Genomic DNA, 18,674 nt, shown 5'->3' with positions numbered 1-18,674 from the left:
CCTCGGCGCAATGCGCCCTCCGTCATTTCTTCTGCGGCGTACCCAGGTGCTGCGAGAACCAGAGGGCCGCCCGCCCCGCCACGTCTTCCAATGCGCCCGGCTCTTCGAACAGATGCGAAGCCCCCGGCACCAGATCGAGCCGGCAGTCACATTGCATGTAGCCGGATGCAAGCTGGTTGAGTTTCACCACCTGGACATCGTCCGCACCGACGATCATCAGCGTCGGTGCGGCCAGCCGCTGCAAAGCCTCGAGCCCCGCGAGGTCGACACGTCCGCCACGGCACACCAGCGCCTCGATCGGAGATGACAACTGCGGATCCGCGGCCGCACGGATGGCGGCGGCGGCACCGGTGCTGGCGCCAAAGTACCCGATCCGCAGCCCACGCAGACGCGCATAATCCTCTACCCAGCGCGTGGCCGCCAGCAGCCGCGCAGCCAGCAGGACGATATTGAAGCGGTTCGACATGCCCACGTCTTCCTGCGGGGCCAGCAGGTCGAACAACAGGGTCGCGATGCCCGCCTCATGCAGCACGCTGGCCACATAGCGGTTGCGCGGGCTCCGGTGCGAACTGCCGCTGCCGTGGGCGAAGAGCACCAGGCCGCATGCCTCGGCCGGACAGATGCGCTCTCCCGCCAAGATTGCTTCCCCGGTGTCGATGCTGACCATCTCGCTCACCGTTCCCGACTCTGTCTTGCGCATGTCGCTCACCTTTTCCTGCCGGCTCGAAACGTTCGGCCATGAACGACCATAGAACCGCTGTAGAAGCCGCCCGGCATCGTAGGTTGGACCAGATCAAGAAATGGACGTGCCATCGGCACGGAGCGCCCGCGCCTTCACCGGGCGGCCAGCCGTCATTGCTTGCCCGCGAGAGCGGCGACCACGCTTTCGTCGCTGACCTGCAGGAACGAAACGTAGTACGCCCCCACCGCATGAAAGCCGGGGGGCGCTAGCAGGCAGACGACCTCGTCGGCATGCGTGTGTATCAGCTGCAGGCCTTCTGGCGAGGCGACCGGCAACGCGCATACCAGCCGGCTGGGCGCTTGCTCGCGCACCGCGTGCAAGGCGGTGAGCATCGTGGCGCCGGTTGCCAGGCCGTCGTCGACGACAATGGTCAGGCGGCCGGCGGCCGAGGCAGAGGTCCGCCCGGGCGTGTACATGCTGCGCCGCTCCTGGATCCGTTCCAGTTCCTCTTCCCTTACGCTCTCGACGTAGGGGCTGTCGGCGGCAACCGCTTCCGCATAGGGGGCAACGTAGGTCCAGCCATCTTCCGCAACGGCGCCGATGGCGAACTCGGGATTTCCGGGGGCGCCGATCTTGCGCACCAGCACCACGTCGAGGTCGGCGTCCAAGGCATCGGCCAGCACGCGTCCAATGGGGACGCCGCCGCGCGGCAGCGCCAGAACCAGCGCATGCATTCCCTTGTACTGTTCAAGCGCCTTGGCAAGCTGCCTGCCCGCTTCCTTTCTGTCGGCGAATGGCATCGTTTTCTCCTCTTCGTTCACGGCTCCCTGCCGAGGACGCGATCAAGACTGTGCCGACGTCCTGGCGGGAGCGGCACTGGCGTCGAACTTGGGGCGCAGCCGCCGCTTCCGGCGTGGCGTGGAGGCTGCCAGCCCCACCGCGCACAACAGGCCTGGTGCGAATGAGGTTACGCCCATAAGGCTCTCCTCGGGCTCTCCTCGGGCTCTCCTCGGGCTCTCCTCGGGCTTTCCTTGTTGAGAACGATAATGAAAGTAGCTGCGCCGCGGACACGCGCCGCAGGATCTTGAATGTTCCGCCTTGCTGCCTACGAGACTAGGCAATGGATGGCGGCGGGCCTTGGCCTGGATCAAGATCGCCTGGATTAGCACCCGGCCCGAGAAGCTTGCGCGGAACCGAGCCCCCGGCTGCCCCCGCACCTATCGTGGAGACGGAAGCCAGGACGCGGCGCCGCATCAGGAGCGCGAAGTATGGACACCCATGACCTTGCCGACAGTCCTCTGCTGACGGACATGTACGAACTGACCATGATGCAGGCGTACTTCGACCTCGGCATGAACGATCTGGCCAGCTTCGAGTTTTTCGTGCGCAAGCTGCCGCCGGGAAGGAATTTCCTGGTGGCCGCCGGCCTGGAGCAGGTACTGGCCTACCTCGAATCCTTGCGCTTCAGTCGTGCTGACCTCGACCTGCTTGCCCGCGATGGTCGCTTCAGCGGCGCATTCCTGCAATCCCTGAAGACCTTTCACTTCTCGGGCGATGTGCATGCCGTGCCAGAAGGCACAGTGTTCTTCGCCGACGAACCCATCCTGCGGATCACCGCGCCATTGCCCGAGGCGCAACTGGTGGAGAGCCGGGTGATGAACCTGCTGCATTACGAATCGCTGGTGGCAAGCAAGGCCGCCCGGGTGGCGCTTGCGGCGTCGGGGCTGCTGCTGGTCGATTTCGGCCTGCGGCGGGCGCACGGCGCCGAGGCCGGCATGCTGTCGGCCCGCGCTTCGTACCTGGCCGGCTTCTCCGGCACCGCCACGCTGCTGGCCGGGCTGCAATACGGCATCCCGGTCTATGGCACGATGGCGCACTCCTACGTGCAGGCGCACCGGAGCGAAGAAGAAGCCTTCGAGGCCTTCGCCCACTCGCAACCCGGCAATGCCACCCTGCTGATCGATACCTACGATACCGAAACCGCTGCGCGCAAGGTGGCCGCCCTGGCGCCCCGGTTGCGTGCCAAGGGCATCGTCATCAAGGCTGTGCGGATCGACAGCGGCGACCTCGGCGAGCATGCGCGCCGGGTCCGTGCCATCCTTGACGGCGCGGGGCTGCGGGAGATCGGCATCTTCGCCAGCGGCAATCTGGACGAGTACCGCATACGCGACCTGCTGGCCGGGGGCGCCCCCATCGACGGATTCGGCGTGGGCACGCGGATGAACACTTCCGCGGACGCCCCCTACTTCGATTGCGCCTACAAGCTGACCGAGTACGCCGGCCTACCGCAGCGCAAGCGCTCGGAGGGAAAGGCCACCTGGCCGGGACGCAAGCAGTGGTACCGGCGCCATGATGCCGCCGGCGTCATCTGCGGCGACACCCTCACCATCGAGGGCGACCGCCAGGACGGCACGCCACTGATGCAGCCCGTCATGACCGCGGGCCAGCGCCTTGGCCCTCCGGTAGGACTCGACGACGCGCGCACCAACGCCGCTGTACAGCTGACGGCGCTGCCGAGCGCCCTGCGCGCGCTCGATCCGGCACCGCCGTATCCGGTGACGGTAAGCGCGGCACTGATGGAGCTTGCAAGAGTCGCTGACGCGCTTTCCGGTCGGGCCGCGAGGCGTTAGGAGCATCAGTCTGCCGGCGTTCCCCTTTCGTTTTGGATCTGGCCGTCTAGGCCCCCTTGCGTTACGTCAAGCCGCGTGTCGCGACGGCGTCTATATTGCCGTTCAGGGGCGTTGTCACCCTCGGGTGAGCCCCCTAGTCCACTGAATCACTGAAATCGGTCGGTGCCTGTCATGCCATGTCCTTCACCTCCTATTTCAATGATTCAGCGGACTGGAGGCATGCAGGAACGTGAGGAAAGCAAATGAAGACCGATCTTGAGATCAGGCAGCATGTGCTGGCCGAACTGGAGTGGGAACCGGCGCTCAATGCCGCGGCGGTCGGCGTCGAGGTCAACAAGGGCATTGTGACGCTGAGCGGCCATCTGCGCAGCCACGCGGAGAAGCTGGTTGCCGAGCGCGCGGCCGAGCGCGTGTCGGGCGTGCGCGGCGTGGTGATAGCGCTCGACGTGCGGCCCGACGAGGCCGTCGGCGACGAGGCCATCGCCGAGGCGGCGTATTCGGCGCTGCGCTGGAATGCCAGCCTGGCGGCGGCCGCAGTCAAGGTGCGCGTCGAGAAAGGCTGGGTGACGCTGTCCGGCGAAGTCGAGTGGAGCTACCAGCGCACCCTCGCCGAACACGCAGTAGGCAATTTGCGGGGGATCGCGGGCGTGCACAACTATCTCACCATCAAGTCACGGACGGCACCGCCCGATGTCATCCAGCGCATCGAGGCGGCCTTGTGCCGCCATGCGAAGCGCGAAGCGCATCGTATCGACGTGCGCATCGAACGGGGCGTGGTCACGCTGAGCGGGCACGTCGACTCCCTGGCCGAACGCAAGGCGACCGTAGGGGCTGCCTGGTCGGCGCCGGGTGTGGTGAACGTGATCGACGAACTGCGGGTGGACCAGGACTAGCAAGCGAGTGTCGCCAGAGGCGCGGACGCGCTGCGCCACGCGACCGTGTGCAGCGCCTCCAATCAGTCCGTCTCCAGGGAATGCGCGGTTCGAAGCCGGTTCGAAGCCGGTTCGTTTCGCGCCCCTACACCCGCAATCTGGCGGCGCCAAGCCAGCGCAACTTCATTGCTACCTGTCCACGGGAACGGACCGTGAGCGGCATCACCACAGCGTCGCCATCGGAACTTGCAACGATGCGATAGCGGCCAGGCTGCAGGCGGACAAGCAGCAGCGGCCCGTCGGACACGACGTGGAAGACAAGGCGGCCGTTCGGCCTGTATATGCGCGTGTCCACGCCGGCAAGCCCGGCGCCTGCACGGTTGAGATAGGCCAGGCAGAGGCTGTAGCCGCGCGCCGCGCCCACGAGCGCCGCGCGGTCCTCCTTGTCGGTGCCGACGGTCAGGTACCAGACGTCGCCATAGCGTCTTGCCACCGGGCCCTCGAGCCCGCCCGGCCGGCCGCTTCTCGCGTCACCTTCCCCCGGCCCGGCCACGGGGAGCGCGGGGGTTTCCCGGGCCAAGGAGGTCGGGAAGCCACAAGTACGCCAGGAACCACTGACGACCCGCACCACGGGCGCGCCACGGCGCGTCGGCGCTGCGGCGCCGTGGCCGTGCTTGCTGCGAGCCGAAGCGCGCTCGATCGATTGCGAAAAGCCAGGATCGTCCCCCGGGAACCAGGCTGCATCCCGTGCCAGCGCAAGCGGCGGAACGGAGAATCCCGCCAGACACGCCAGGCACAGCGCGCAGAACCGGCCGATCGCGATCTTCCAAAATACCATCGCCTGCTTTCTCCCTTCAGGCTCTTCCTCTTCAAGCGGGTAGCTCCGGATTCCCTTCCATCCGGATGGCCCAGTCTTCCATAGCGTGCTCGCTTCCCCGGCCAATCGTCAACTGCAGTCTTGTCGGCCTCTGACTCCCGAATTGCCCACAGCCCCAGCGCAATCCGCAGGAAACGCAATATTCGCTGCCCACTCTTGGACTATAGGGAAGATTGCGCGCGGGAACTTGGGCAGATGTAAGGCCGCGTCCAGTCACGTCGGGCGATTCGCATCGATCGTGCTCTGGCTAACGCATATTGCAATGCAGCAATTGCTCTGACCAAGATGGCCGACAAATAATGAGTCCTACTGTGCTGTGCTGTGCTGTGCTGTGCTGTGCTGTGCTGAGATGCTGCGGATCGATTGCCAATGCGTGTGATAACCGATTATCCGGCCGTGGTTTTCGTGCTTTCGTTTGCCATTCTATGGCTGGCAACGCGGGCCGGGCTCGCCATTGCCGGCAGGCGTGTGGCACTGAGCGAGGGTGAGCATCAGGACTTTGCCATTGTCCAGGGCGCCACCCTTACCTTGCTTGGCCTGATTATCGGCTTCAGTTTCTCGATGGCCATCAGCCGCTACGACCAGCGCAAGAATTACGAAGAGGAAGAGGCAAACGCGATCGGCACGGAATATGTCCGGGCCGATCTGTTGCCAGCCGACGATGCGGAAAGGGTGCGGTTGCTCCTGGTCAAGTACCTTGAGCAGCGCATCCTCTTTTATGAGGTTCGCGACGGCCAGCGGCTCCAGCAGGTTGATGACGATACTGCACGGCTGCAAGCCGAGCTCTGGGCCGCGGTGCGCACCCCTGCCGCCGTGCACCCCACGCCCGTCGTGGCCTTGGTGGTTGCCGGCATGAACGATGTGCTGAACACCCAGGGCTATACGCAAGCGTCATGGCGCAACAGGATACCGCTGGCAGCGTGGGCCATGATGGCTGCCATCGCCGTATGCGGCAGCCTGCTGATCGGCTATGGCGCGCATGGCACCAGACTGGGCGTGGCGCTCAATCCGATGCTGCCCCTGGTCGTCGCGATCTCGATGATGCTGATCGCGGATATCGACAGCCCGCGTGGCGGGCTGATCCACGTGTCCGCACAGAATCTGGAGAGCCTTGCCGGCTCCCTGCACGGACAGTGAAGCGCCGCCGCGTCAAGCTACGTAAAACGCTCCGAGAAAATGACGGCATTAAGCTTCCGGTTCTTCCAATAGATGTTGTGGACTCGCGGCAGCAACCGACGCAGCGCCTCTTCATCGAGCGTGTTGAACGTGATCGTGGCTCCCGGCCGGGTCCCGTCGCCGGGAACCTGCTCGATGGCATCGAAGGCCGGAAATCCATATTTGACGAGGAATGCCTGGATTTCGTCATCCGACGTTCCAGGCTCGAAGTTCACCAACCATAGACGGATCATGCTCTACTCCTTCCACCGCAGCATTGCGGTGAATGGTGCCGGGTTGCCCATTGCCCGCCAGACGCGGCGTTCGATGTCCCGGACGGGGGGCTGACGGGGGCCTACTCCTTGACCGGTCTTCCCTTCCATTGCCCGCTCGCCTGCTTGCAGTACCAGCCCTCCCATTTCTCGCTGCGCTGTTCTTGCCGCATCTCGCTGCGCATCTTCCGGCACTGCTGGCTTCCATCCATCTTGGATTGCACGACCGTCAAGGTTCCTTCCGTCGCCTTGCCCCGCTTGTCGGCTGGCAGCGAGAAGGCAACGCTCTCGCCGTCCGGCGCGTGTGCCAGCGTATCCCTGAAGGTCTTGGCAAAGGCCGACGACTGTTCCTTACTCAGCGAACCGATGATCGTTCCATGCAGGTAGTAGTCGAAGTAGGCGTGCGCCGGCGTCATGGCGGCCAGCACTGTCACTGCCGCCGCCGCTGCTCTCGCCGCGCTCGCGAGACTTGTGGTGCGTTTCATGGCAATTCCCTCTGCGGTCGCGTGTCAGCTGCATCCCCGTGGAATCGCTGAGGTTCCATGGCATATCGGATGCCGTAGTGCATCAAGCGGGGCCTGGCCCGGATGCGGTGGCCGGTCCCCGCTCATGCAGCGTGCCCGCGCTACTGCTTTACGCCCGGCTCGACGGAAATCGCCAGTGCTTCCGTGTACACAGCCTGGACCTTGTCACCCTTCTTGATCCCCTTGAGCTGATCCGGGTCTTCGACCGTCAGGTCGATGGTATTCCCTTTCGGTCCCTTCAACGTGACTTTCTTGGACTTGCTGTTCACACCAACGACGTCCGCCATGACAGTCACCTCGCGGCCGATCGTGCCGCCTGGCTTGGCGCCCGGATCGGAGCGGCTGATCGTTTCTCGCTCATTCACCGACGGGGGGCCGCCTTCTTTCTTGAGGCTCAGGGAGAGCGCTTCCTTGTAATGTGCGACAACCACGTCTCCGACCTTGAGCTGGTCAAAGTTCCGGGCTTCTTCGCCGACCGTCAATTGCATGACCTTGCCCTTCGGGTTCTTCAGGGTCACTGTCCTGTTCGGCGCGTCGATCGCGACAACGGTCGCGCGCACCGTGACGGTGCCCGTCGCCATGGCCTGGCCGGGCGCGGTCGTCACCTCGACCTTCTCTGAGGGTTGCGCCGGTTGCGCCATTGCCGCTTGCCCCATCGCCAGGATCGCCGCCACGGCAAGAACCTCGATGCGTCTCATCATGCTCTCCCTCGCTAGTCCGGTTGGTCTGCCACCTTTCCCGCCAGGGGCACCCGCCCTACCCTGTTGCGCGAACCCGCCTCCCCGGCTTTTCCTCATGTGTGTGTTCTCATGGCTACCCGCCCTCGGGGGGCGATGGCTGCGGGCCTGCCGCACCGGGTGGTGTCGCACCCCCCTCCGCCTTGCCTGGCTCCTTGCGCTGCGAAAGCACCTCAAGACCCCAGTAGAACAGCGGGATGAAGAAGATCGCTATGACCGTTGCGCCGAGCATGCCGCCGATGACCCCGGTGCCCAAGGACTGTCGGCTGGCAGCGGAAGCGCCGCTTGCGATCGCCAAGGGTACGCAACCCAGGATAAAGGCCAGCGACGTCATCACGATCGGGCGCAGGCGCAGCTTGGAGGCCTCGATGGCGGCATCGTATGCACTGAGATGCTGCTTATGGCGCAGTTCGACGGCGAACTCGAAGATCAGGATTGCGTTCTTCGCGGCCAGCGCGATCAGCACGGTCAAGCCGATCTGGAAGTAGACATCGTTCTCCATGCCGCGCATGACGATGGCGAGCAGCGCACCGAACAGCGCGAACGGCACAGCCAGCAGGACGCCGAACGGCAGCGACCAGCGCTCATACTGCGCGGCCAGGATGAGAAAGACCATCAGCAAGGCGAAGGCGAACACCAGCACGGCCGTCGAGCCCGCCTTCTTCTCCTCGAACGCTTGTCCGCTCCATGCGTAGCTGTAGCCCTCCCCCAAGACCTCCTTGGCCACGTCCTCCATCGCGGCGAGTGCTTGTCCGGAGCTGTATCCCGGCGCGGCGTCGCCGGTGATCTTGGCGGCAGGGAAGTTGTTGAACCGCGTCACGATGTCGGCGCCAGGAACGTAGCGCGAGGTGGTTACCGCCTTGATCGGGACCATGTCGCCCTTGACGTTGCGCACATAGACCTTGTCCAGGTCCTCCGGGCGCGAGCGGAATTCCGGCTCGGCCTGCAGGATGACCTGGAACAGCCGGCTGTTCTTCGGGAACTGGCTGACATACAAGGAGCCGAACATCGTCTGCAGCGCCGAATAGATGTCCTGGACCGGAACGCCCTGGGTTTCCGCGCGTTCCCGGTCCACATCCACCAGCAGTTGCCGGGATCGCGTATTGATGGTGGAAGTGACCCCGCGCAACTCGGGCCGCTGCCGTGCCTTGGCGATGAAGGCGCGGACCCTGTCCTCGAGCTGCTGATAGGTCCCGTCGCCGGTGCTCTGCAGCCAGAATTCAAAGCCGCCCGTGGTTCCCAGGCCCGGGATGGACGGTGGATTGACCGGAACCACCAGTCCCTCCTGGAACGTCGAGAATTCCTTGGTCGCCTTCGCGATCAGGTTTTCCGCGCTTTCCCCCTTCTTCCGCTCGTGGAACCCCTTCAGCGTGATAAACAGCGTGCCGGCGTTTGTCTTGTTCTGCGAGTCGATCAGGCTGTAGCCATCGGGTGCGGCCACGGACTTCACCTCGGGCTGCTGCTCGAGCCACGCTTCGGCCCGCTTGGACAGCGCCGTGGTCCTGTCGAGGCTCGCCGCATCCGGCAGGATCACCGCGCCGAACAAATAGCCCTGGTCTTCTACCGGCAGGAACGAGTTCGGCACCCGCGCGAACATCAGCACGCTCACCACCAGCATCGCGGCTACCAGGCCCAGGGAGACCACCACTCGCTTGATCAATATCTGCACGGATCGGCCATAGCCTTGTACCGTACGATCGAAGGTGGCATTGAACCAGCGGAAGAAGCGGTTCTTTTCGTGCTCGCCTGGCTTCAGCAGCAGGGCTGCCAGCGCCGGCGAAAGCGTCAGCGCCACCACGCCGGACAGCAATACGGAGATGGCCAGCGTAATGGCAAACTGCTTGTAGAGCTGGCCGGTGATGCCCGAGAGGAACGCCACCGGGACGAACACGGCGAGCAGCACCAGCACGATTGCGATCACCGGCCCGCCGACTTCATCCATGGCGGCCTTTGCCGCCTCCCTCGGCGGCATCTTGTGCTCCACCATATTGCGTTCGACGTTTTCGATCACGACGATCGCATCGTCCACCACGATACCGATCGCCAGCACCATCCCGAACAGGGTGAGCATATTGACGGAGAACCCGAACGCCGACATGGCCGAAAAGGCCCCGATGATGGAGACGGGTACCGCCAGGATCGGAACCAGCGTGGCGCGGAAGCTCTGCAGGAACAGGTAGACCACGAGGATCACGAGGATCACGGCATCCCTTAGCGTATGGATGACTTCGTTGATCGACTCTTGGACGAACTCAGTCGTATCCAGGGCGATTTCGTACTGGATGCCGGGGAAGCTCTTCTTTGCCTCCTCCAGCGTCTTGCGCACGGCCGCCGAGACGGCCAGCGCATTCGCGCCGGGCTGCTGGTACACGGCCAGCAAGGTGGCGGTCTTCCCCTTGAAGCGGCTGCGCAGGGAGTAGTCCTTGGATCCCAGTTCGGCCCGGCCGATATCCTTCAGGCGGACGATCTGCGCGCCTTCCGAAGCCGCGCGCAGGATGATGTTTTCGAACTCCTCGGGCTCGGTCATGCGGCCCTTCGTGGCGATCGGAAAGGTCTGCTTGACCGGCCCCGCCGTGGGCGCCTGGCCGATCCGCCCGGCGGAGAATTGCTCGTTCTGCGCGGAAACGGCGTTCTTCACGTCCTCGGCCGTGATGCCGAGCCGCGCCATCTTGTCCGGCCGCAGCCAGATCCGCATCGCATAGTCCGGCGTGCCGAAGATCGATGCCTGGTTGGCGCCGGGGATGCGCTTCAGGGCATCGAGGACGTAGATGTTCGTGTAGTTGTCGACGAAGGTCTGCGGATAGCTATTGTCCGGTGAGTAGACCGCAATCACCATCATGAAGGCCGCCGAGCGCTTCTGCACGGAAACGCCCTGCTTCGTCACGGCATCCGGGAGGGTGGGCAGCGCCAGGTTCACGCGGTTCTGCACATCGACCTGCGCCAGCGACGGATCGGTCCCGATCTCGAAGTAGATCGTCAGGTTCATGTTGCCGGTGGAAGAACTGGCAGACGACATATAGATCATCCGGTCCGCGCCGTTGACCTGCTGCTCGATCGGCGCTGCCACGTTCTGCCCGACCACCTCGGAGTTCGCGCCGGGGTAAGTGGTGGACACCGTGATGGTTGGCGGTGTGATATCCGGGAACTGCGCCACCGGCAAGTTGAACATGGCCACCAGGCCGGCCACGACCAGGATGATCGAGAGGACCGATGCGAAGATCGGCCGGTCGATGAAGAAGTGGGATATCTTCATGGCTTCCGGTCCTCGCGGGCTGCGGCTGCATCAGAGACGGCAGCGCGTATATTGCTGGTCGGACTGGCCTCGGGCCTGCTGGCCGGGCCTGCCGCCTGCGCGCCCGACGCCGCCCCGCTCGCGGCCGGGATGGGCTTCACGGGGGCGCCGGGAGCGAGCCGGAGGGCGCCGCTGACGATGACCTGATCGCCCGGGCGCAGCCCAGATCGCACGACCCACTCTCCGCCGGTCCATTCCCCGACCTCGATCACCCTTGGCTGTGCCTTGCCATCCTTGTCGACCGTCCATACCGTCTCGCCGCGCTGGCCCTGCACCACGGCCTCCTGCGGCACGGCCACGGCGTTGGTCCGCATCGCGCCGATCAGCTTGACCCGGACGAACTGTCCGGGGCGCAGCACGCTGTCCGGATTCTTCATCTCAGCCCGGACGAGATAGGTTCCGGTCTGCGAGTTGAAGGAGGCATCGGCGAATGCGATCCTGCCTCGGCTGGGGTACACCGTGCCGTCCGCCAGGATGATCTCCACCTCGAGCGCGCCGCGCGGCGGCAGCTTCAAGGTGCCCGCTTCCTGCTGTGACCGCGACTGGAGCACCTCGTTCTCCGACAGGCTGAAATTGACCCACATCGGGTCCAGCTTGGCCACATAGGTCAGCAGGCTGTTGGTCGTGTCGATGTAGGTGCCGACCTGCCTCTTGGCGAAGCTCGACAAGCCGCTCACCGGGGTGGTGATGGTCGTGTAGCCCAGGTTCAGCTTGGCGGTGATCACATTGGCCTTCGCCTCCTCCACCGCGGCGGCGGCCGCCTTCTCCTGCCCGATCGAGTCGTCGAGGTCCTTCTGGCTCAGGGCGTTTCTCGCCGCCAGGGGCCGCACGCGATTGAGGTTGGCCTGGGCCGTGGAGAGCCTTGCCTGCTGCAGCGCTAGCGCTGCATTCGCTGCCTCCAGGGCCGCACGGAACGGTTTCGGGTCCATCCGGAACAGGACCTCGCCGGCCTTGACCACAGACCCCTCGGTATAGACCCGCTGCTCGAGGAAGCCATTGACTCTCGACCGGATCTCGACCTGCTGCGAGCTTTCCGTCTCGCCGACGAACTCGAAGACGATCGGCACATCGCGCAAGGCGACGGTGATCACCCCGACCTCGGCGGCCCGCGCCGCCGGCGGCGCAGGCTTTTCGCGCTGGCACCCGGCGGCGAGAAGCGCCACAAGCATGAGGGAAGGTACACCTGATCGTAGACCCCAGCGCTTGATTCGCATCACGACACCCCCTCGCTCGTGCCAATGAATATCCCGCGTCTTGTCCTGCCCACGCAGCCCGGCGATCCGGCGCCACCCGATCGTATGCCGACCGCGACCTCCCTTGAACGATTCACGGCACCGTTGTCATGTTCCATCCAGAGTAGTCTGCGGCGACCGGATTGCGGTACGGCGGCATGGTCCGCTTGCCGATTTTCCCGGCCTTCGCGGTGAAGCCGGGCTGTCGGCCGGCGGGAAGCGCGAGCCGTAGCCGCAACGCGAGGCAGCCCGCAATTCCGGGCTTGCCCCTGGGTGGCGCATTCCCGTTGGCAGCGCGCATGCCGTCGCCCCCGTCCGGAAACGGAGGCCGGCCGCGTTGAAGGGTGCGGAGGGCGAACGAGCAGGCTCCCACCTGCCGGAACGATAGGCGCGAGTACTGCGGCAAGCTGGTGGTAAGCTGCTCGATCCGTTTTCCAGAAGCCATGATCGTGACTCAGGGATGCTTCCCGGACCTCTCGTGGAACGCACCTCGATCGGAGCGGGCGCGCGCTCTGCCCCGATGGTAGACATCGTCATTGAGGCTAGATTGTGTTCTCTTGCAAGGAAAGACAATTGGGCCATGGTCCAATTGACGTGGGCTCTCGCAGGGCGGCGAGCAGGCGGGAGCCTGCCAGCACCGGACGCATGCCCCTGCTCCCGCGCGGTGGCTGGCATCACGGCCTCGGCGCAGGCCTGGTCGAGCCCACTGCGGCCTGAATCTGTTCCAGCAGATGCGCCTCTTGGAACGGCTTGCGCAGGCATGCCAGCGCGCCTGCGGCCCTGGCCTCTTCTCCCAGTTGCGGCGCATCGCTCGCTGTGATGAACAGGATGGGCAGGTTTCGGCCGGCCAGGCGCCGCTGGAGTTCGAAGCCGTCGATCTCCGGCATGAAGATGTCGGTCACCACGCAGTCCGGCCGATACGCTGCGTCCGCATGCAGGCGGGCCAGGAAGTCAGTGGCATTGGTATATGCCTCGACGATCATGCCGGCCGCGCGCAGCAGCCGCGTGATCGAGCGGGTTACCGACGCATCGTCGTCCACGACAACGACGAAAGGCTTCCTCTTCTTCATTTGGCGGCACCATGTTCCAGCGATCCCCGCGGAAAGCGTTCTCACTTCACACATGTAGCCTAGGCCGAGCCTGTGCCTTCGCGCGATTGGACCATGGTCCTATCCGTCAGAGGGAGTCGGGCTGGCGCGCGGAGTCCTGCGGCGTGCTGGGGGAGACGTGGTGGCCGCTTATGTCCGGCAGCATGCCGACCTTGTCGGCAATCCGCACCAGGTCCGCCAGTGATGAAACCTCCATCTTCTGCATCACGCGGGCGCGGTGGGCCTTGATCGTCTTCTCGACGGTCCCGAGCTCGCTTGCCACCTGCTTGTTGAGGCGCCCGGTGACGACCCAGGCCATGACCTCGCGCTCACGCGGGGTCAGCCGCGCCAGGTGGTCCCGCAGGATGGCCATCTCGCGGCGTTGCTGGTGGGCCAGCACGGCAATCTCGCAAGCGCGGTCGATGGCTGCCAGCAGCACATCGTCGAGCACGGGCTTCTCGAGGAAATCGACGGCGCCCGCCTTCATCGCCGTTACCGTGCTGAGTACGTCGGCATGCCCGGTCAGGAAGACGATGGGGATTTCCCCCTTGAGTTCGCGCTGTACCGCGATGCCGTCGGTGTCCGGTATGCAGAGATCCAGGACGAGACAAGCCGGGGCGCCGTCCAGGTCGGCTTGGTGCAGGAATGCCGCGGCCGAATCGAACACGGCAACGTGATGTCCCCCTGCGGCGATCAGGCGAGCCAGTGCCTTGCGTACCGCTGCGTCGTCGTCCAGCACGTACACCGTCGGCTCGGGTGCGCTCATCCAACGCCCTCCCCTTTCGATGTGGCCGCCGGGCTCGCCTGCCCCATTTCCTGCGCCGCATAAGGCAAGCTGAACACGAAGGTCATGCCGGCATCCGCATTCCGGCGCGCTTCCAGGGTCCCGCCGTGCTGCGCGACGATCGTCCTGCAGATCGAAAGCCCGAGCCCGAGGCCGTTCGGCTTGGATGTCATGAACGGCTCGAAGACACTCGCAAGATCCGCCTCTGGGATGCCACAGCCCCAGTCGCGCACCGCGATCCAGGCCATCCCGGCGTGCTCGCAAGCATGCACGACGATCCGGCGGTCGTTCGGCAGGCGCGCCGCGGGCGCATTCGCCCTGCCAGCCGCGCTCGTTGCATCGATGGCATTCAGCAGCAGGTTCAGCAGCACCTGCTGCACTTGCACCCTGTCTCCGGTGACCGCCGGCATGCCCTCGTCTATCTGGCAAATCAACCGAATGCCTTGCGTCATGGCCTTCGTGCCCATGATCGCCATGGCTTCCTCCATGGCTTCGCGCAGATCGATGGGCGCGTAGCACGTGGGTTCCCGCCGGATCAAGGCACGTATCCGACGCACGGTGGCACTTGCCCGGCAAGCGTCCTTGGCCACGTCGATGAGGATCTCGCGCAACTCCTGCAGGTCCGGCGGTGTTGCGCGCAGATACCTGCTCGCCGCCTGGGTGTTGCTGACGATCGCGGTCAGCGGCTGGTTCAGTTCATGCGCCAGCGATCCCGCGAGTTCGCCCAGGCTGGATACACGCGCCAGGTGAAGCAGCGTCTCCCTGTCCTCTTCACGCTGCCGGTCCTGGGCGGCATCCTGGAAGTAGACGAGATACCACAGATGCCGTCCGGCTGGCAGCGCATGTACGCTGTACGCCACGGCGGATTCCTGGCTACCTTGCGCCCGACGCGCGGGATGGCTCGGAACTGCGAGGCGAGCCAAGTCCGGGCAAAGCGCATCGGCCGAAGTGCCGGCCAGCGTGCCGGCGGGGTTGCCGAAGCGCGATTCCGCCGCCGCGTTCGCGAAGACGATGCGCCGGTCTGCCGTCGGCGATCAGGATGGCCATGGGCAACGGCGAAAGCACCTGGCGCAACAGGGCCAGCGCGCCATCCTGCGGATCCCGCAAGCCCGCGCCGGGTTCGATCGCATGTGATGGTGCCTCCTCGAGCGCGAGGTGTGCTCCCGGAGAGGCTTCGAAGCGCGGAGCCGCGGGCGCTACCCGATCACTTTGCATGGCACTGGCGCTCGGGGCAACGCACAAGGCGGGAGAGTCCGCACTTGCGTCAGACGTCGCTCCGCCGGGCACGCCAAGGCCGGCGCGCGCTGGCCGCCGCTTCGCCAGCCTGCATACGCCATACCAGAAAACGCCAAGGACCAGGAGCAACGCCGAGGCGATCCCCCCCGGCCCGACCGGAATTGCCGTGACGAGCGTCATGGTGTTCCCTCGCCGGCCAGGCGACCGCATTGCAGGGGCCGCCTGGCCGGCATCTGGATTATTGGTTTTATCCACTAATGGATATAGTGCATGCGCGCGCGGTTCTCCAATAAGCCGTGCGAGTAAGTGACAAGCTGGTTTTCCCTGCGGGGCCGATTTCCCTTGACCGTAACGTGGCGGCGCGGCCTGCCTGCTTGGCCTGGCAATCACGGCCCGCACTGAGCGCCAACGCACCATGCAATGTTCATGAGGCATCGGGCGGCGCGCCATATGAGCAGCCTCGCAGGCAATTCACCCATTTGCGGGTCGCGATGCCGCGCGCAAGCGCATGCGCGCCGAGCGTCCCAGGCAGGCCCTGCGCAGCGGAATGCGAACGCCAATGAATCGAATTCCGCTGCTTTGCCCGCGGATCAGCCTGCCCGTCGTTGTCGCGACCGCCCGCTTTCATTCGCCGATGCTAGCTGTGCGTTCTGCGATCACCGCAGCGCCAGGGCGGCACCGCCTCCGCTGTCTCGCCTGTCTTGTCGTTGTACGTGGACGGCTACGGCTTGCCAAGAAACAGATAGAAGCTGTAGCTGCCCCCGGCCGCCCGCCCGTAGCCCAGGTAGAACGGCCCAACCGGCGTATCCAGCGCGAGGAACACGGAAGCTGACTTGAGCAGGCCGGTCGGGCTTCCCGGCACGAGCGGTGCGCCCATGCGTCCCGCTTCCAGCGAGAACCCGCCATAAATGCCTTCCAGCAGCGATTGCCTGGCCAGCTTGTTGTAATAGACCGCGCGCACGAATTGCAGGTTGCCCCCGAGCAGTTGCCCCGTGCTGTAGCCGGACTGCTGCAGGAAGCCGCCCCATTGGAACAGATCGTTGCGCGGCAGCGGATTGCCGCCGACATTGGTGCCGGCCTTGAATCCCAGGTTGAGGGTATGCCTGCCGCTCGACCAGGCATAGGTGCCATCGGCATCGGCCTTGACATAGCTCTGGTCGGCGCCCAGCCCCGGCTCGGAGGCGTAGACGCGCATGGTTGCGGCATAGCCGGAGCGCGGGAAGCTGGCGCTGTCGAGCTGGTCGAACAGCAGCCGCGCAGTGACAGCGCCGCGCTGGAAGCTCTCCAGCGGGGGGGCGAGGAAGGCGGGGCCGGTGCTGAGCGAAATGTTCTCGTGGCCGGTCAGCAAGCCGATCCGTGCCTCGCCGTACTTGGTGAAGCGGCTGCCGAAGTCGAGCTCGAAATCGACGCGCCGCAGGTCGTAGGTCGCGATCCGGTTGGATCCTTGGAAGACATTGATGGGCCTGCGTTCCAGCTCGACTCTTGGCGCGACGAAGATGGACTGCCGCGTGTTCAGCGGCTGGTAGAACTCGCTCACCAGGCTGCTGGTCTGCCCTGCCTGGAGGTCGGTGCGCCATTCGGCCCCGAACGAATTGATCCAGGTCCGTCGATAGCTCGCCAGCAGATTGAACAGGGCATCACCCTTGAAATCGCTGCTCAGGCCGAAGCCGAAGCGCAGGTAGCTGGGGCCGTAGGACTTCTCGACGGCGTCGATCGCCAGGATGCGCTTGCCCGGCTCTTCGAGAAGCGAGTAGTTGACGTGCTCGAAGTCACCGGTGCCGAAGAGCCGGCTCATGTCCTCATCCAGCTTCGCCTGATCGATCGCTTGTCCCGGCTTGGTCTCCAGGTTGGCCATGGCGAACTCAGGATTCACCCGCTCAAGCGGTGCCAGGCGGATCTCGTCGATCGGACGGTTTTCCGGTGGGGGCAAGGTCTCCTGGCGTTGCCGCAGCGCCGCGTACTCCTGCGGCGACAGGGCAAGCGGCTTCAGCCGATCCTCCACCTTGCGCGCGGCCGCCTCCCCGATCGGGATGGTCTTCGGCAAGTTGTCGAAATCCCCCGCGGAGAAACCACCCAGCTCGGGCTCGATCAGGATGTCCTGCGGCCGGAGTTGCCCCAAGGACCTGCGTACGTTCTGCTCGGTCAGAATATTCAGCATCTGGCCCGCCACGCCGATCAGCGAGGTCAATTCTTCACGGCGCATCAGCGGGGTGCCGAGGTTGACGGCGATGATGATGTCCGCGCCCATGGAGAGGGCCACGTCGACGGGCAGATTGTTCGTCAAGCCGCCATCGACGAGCAGGTGTCCTTGATATTCCGTTGGCGCCACCACGCCGGGAACGGACATGCTGGCGCGCATGACGTTCGCCAGTTCGCCCCGGCTGAAGACGACGGGGGCGCCGGTCACCAGGTCGGTGGCCACCGCGCGGTACGGTATCGGGAGGTGGTCGAAGTCCTGGTAGCCTGGCGCGCGGGCCAGGGTGCGCAAGACCTTTTCGAGCTGCACCCCGGTCACGGCGCCCTTTGGCGGGATGAGCTTTCCATCCTTGAGGCCGATCTCGGGGGTGAACAGGTTGGTCCGGTCCTCCAGCTTCCGGCGGATTGCCAGGTCCTGCCGGGGGGGACGCTCGTTGAACAGTGCACGCGTCGACAAGCCGGCGACCAGCCTCTCCATCTCGTCTGGTTGAATGCCCGTCGCATAGGCGGCGCCCACCAGCGATCCCATGCTGGTTCCCGCAATGCAGTCGACCGGCACGCGCAGTTCCTCCAGAACCTTCAGCACGCCGATATGGGCTGCCCCGCGCGCACCGCCGCCGGAGAGCACCAGGCAGATGCGTGGCCGGCCCACTGGGGCTGCCGGTGCCGCCGGTGCCGCGCGTGGGGCGGTCCCGCCCGCCTCTTCCGCTGGCGTTGCCACGGCGGCTGGTGCAAGGGGTGCAGTCGGCGCGGCCGGGACCGGCTCGTCGGGTTGCGCGAGCGCATGCAGGGGAAGCATGGCCGCCAATGCCGCCATCGCCAGCAGCCACGCCAGCAGCCGCGTCCGCATGTAGGCGGCAAGGCTGCGCCAGGGCGACGCCCCCTCTCCGGTGCCGCGCCGCGCTTGAGGCTGTCTCCAGCTTGAAGTCGCCGCGACATTCATGGGGCCGCTCTCAAGGGGGACACGTCCATCCAGACTAGTGCCGCGGCGAGTGCGGCGATATTGGACTAAAGATCCATTGCACACGCCTGTAAAGCGGGGCATATTCAATCGGGGCAGGCCGCTCGCGCAAGCTTGTCTTTCCGCTTTCGGAAGT

Annotated in this window: 16 protein-coding genes; 3 read left to right on the top strand and 13 right to left on the bottom strand. The window is 65.3% G+C overall.

The window, feature by feature from the left end:
* Window positions 1–22 precede the first annotated feature (22 nt).
* Both AC1Z3O_RS09485 and AC1Z3O_RS09480 read right to left on the bottom strand, forming a co-directional pair.
* A complete protein-coding gene (locus AC1Z3O_RS09485; RefSeq protein WP_483517561.1) occupies window positions 23–700 on the bottom strand; it encodes a dienelactone hydrolase family protein in 678 nt (225 codons plus the stop codon).
* Between the two features lie 152 nt (window positions 701–852).
* Window positions 853–1,482, bottom strand: coding sequence for a phosphoribosyltransferase (locus tag AC1Z3O_RS09480; RefSeq protein WP_483515437.1), 630 nt, complete (start codon window positions 1,480–1,482; stop codon window positions 853–855).
* Between the two features lie 468 nt (window positions 1,483–1,950).
* Between AC1Z3O_RS09480 and AC1Z3O_RS09475 the strand changes: the two genes are divergently transcribed.
* Window positions 1,951–3,312: a nicotinate phosphoribosyltransferase gene (locus AC1Z3O_RS09475; protein ID WP_483515434.1), complete on the top strand. Its 1,362-nt coding sequence runs from the start codon at window positions 1,951–1,953 to the stop codon at window positions 3,310–3,312.
* Window positions 3,313–3,554: 242 nt separating this feature from the next.
* Entirely contained in the window at window positions 3,555–4,205 is a 651-nt protein-coding gene (locus AC1Z3O_RS09470; protein ID WP_483515432.1) for a BON domain-containing protein, read from the top strand.
* A gap of 124 nt (window positions 4,206–4,329) precedes the next feature.
* On the opposite strand, the gene AC1Z3O_RS09465 is transcribed toward AC1Z3O_RS09470, so the two are convergent.
* A complete protein-coding gene (locus AC1Z3O_RS09465) occupies window positions 4,330–5,127 on the bottom strand; it encodes a hypothetical protein (protein ID WP_483515430.1) in 798 nt (265 codons plus the stop codon).
* A 303-nt stretch (window positions 5,128–5,430) separates the two neighbouring features.
* Between AC1Z3O_RS09465 and AC1Z3O_RS09460 the strand changes: the two genes are divergently transcribed.
* Window positions 5,431–6,198 (top strand): bestrophin-like domain, encoded by a 768-nt coding sequence (locus AC1Z3O_RS09460; RefSeq protein ID WP_483515428.1) that lies wholly within the window; start codon window positions 5,431–5,433, stop codon window positions 6,196–6,198.
* A gap of 17 nt (window positions 6,199–6,215) precedes the next feature.
* On the opposite strand, the gene AC1Z3O_RS09455 is transcribed toward AC1Z3O_RS09460, so the two are convergent.
* From AC1Z3O_RS09455 to AC1Z3O_RS09410, 10 genes are all read right to left on the bottom strand, one after another.
* Window positions 6,216–6,470 carry an RNA-binding protein gene (locus AC1Z3O_RS09455; RefSeq protein ID WP_483515426.1) on the bottom strand — a complete coding sequence of 85 codons (255 nt, stop codon included), beginning with the start codon at window positions 6,468–6,470 and terminating at the stop codon, window positions 6,216–6,218.
* Between the two features lie 101 nt (window positions 6,471–6,571).
* Window positions 6,572–6,973 carry a hypothetical protein gene (locus tag AC1Z3O_RS09450; RefSeq protein WP_483515425.1) on the bottom strand — a complete coding sequence of 134 codons (402 nt, stop codon included), beginning with the start codon at window positions 6,971–6,973 and terminating at the stop codon, window positions 6,572–6,574.
* A gap of 140 nt (window positions 6,974–7,113) precedes the next feature.
* Window positions 7,114–7,710, bottom strand: a complete 597-nt coding sequence (locus AC1Z3O_RS09445; protein WP_483517560.1) for a hypothetical protein — start codon at window positions 7,708–7,710, stop codon at window positions 7,114–7,116.
* Between the two features lie 115 nt (window positions 7,711–7,825).
* Window positions 7,826–11,002 carry an efflux RND transporter permease subunit gene (locus AC1Z3O_RS09440; RefSeq protein WP_483515423.1) on the bottom strand — a complete coding sequence of 1,059 codons (3,177 nt, stop codon included), beginning with the start codon at window positions 11,000–11,002 and terminating at the stop codon, window positions 7,826–7,828.
* Window positions 10,999–12,255: an efflux RND transporter periplasmic adaptor subunit gene (locus AC1Z3O_RS09435; protein WP_483515421.1), complete on the bottom strand. Its 1,257-nt coding sequence runs from the start codon at window positions 12,253–12,255 to the stop codon at window positions 10,999–11,001. The genes AC1Z3O_RS09440 and AC1Z3O_RS09435 overlap by 4 nt, the downstream gene beginning before the upstream one ends.
* 112 nt (window positions 12,256–12,367) lie before the next feature.
* Window positions 12,368–12,718, bottom strand: coding sequence for a hypothetical protein (locus AC1Z3O_RS09430; RefSeq protein ID WP_483515420.1), 351 nt, complete (start codon window positions 12,716–12,718; stop codon window positions 12,368–12,370).
* A gap of 229 nt (window positions 12,719–12,947) precedes the next feature.
* Complete coding sequence (locus tag AC1Z3O_RS09425; RefSeq protein ID WP_483515418.1) at window positions 12,948–13,343, bottom strand: response regulator; 396 nt, start codon at window positions 13,341–13,343, stop codon at window positions 12,948–12,950.
* A gap of 106 nt (window positions 13,344–13,449) precedes the next feature.
* On the bottom strand, window positions 13,450–14,127 hold the full coding sequence (locus tag AC1Z3O_RS09420; protein WP_483515417.1) for a response regulator transcription factor: 678 nt from the start codon (window positions 14,125–14,127) through the stop codon (window positions 13,450–13,452).
* Complete coding sequence (locus AC1Z3O_RS09415; RefSeq protein ID WP_483515416.1) at window positions 14,124–15,005, bottom strand: sensor histidine kinase; 882 nt, start codon at window positions 15,003–15,005, stop codon at window positions 14,124–14,126. Before AC1Z3O_RS09415 ends, AC1Z3O_RS09420 begins: the two co-directional genes overlap by 4 nt.
* A gap of 1,097 nt (window positions 15,006–16,102) precedes the next feature.
* Window positions 16,103–18,427, bottom strand: coding sequence for a patatin-like phospholipase family protein (locus tag AC1Z3O_RS09410; RefSeq protein ID WP_483517559.1), 2,325 nt, complete (start codon window positions 18,425–18,427; stop codon window positions 16,103–16,105).
* Window positions 18,428–18,674 lie beyond the last annotated feature (247 nt).

It is taken from the genome of Cupriavidus sp. 09_S30, assembly GCF_056930435.1.
The sequence above is the reverse complement of the archived record's forward strand: the minus strand, read 5'-3'. Positions and strand labels throughout refer to the sequence as shown.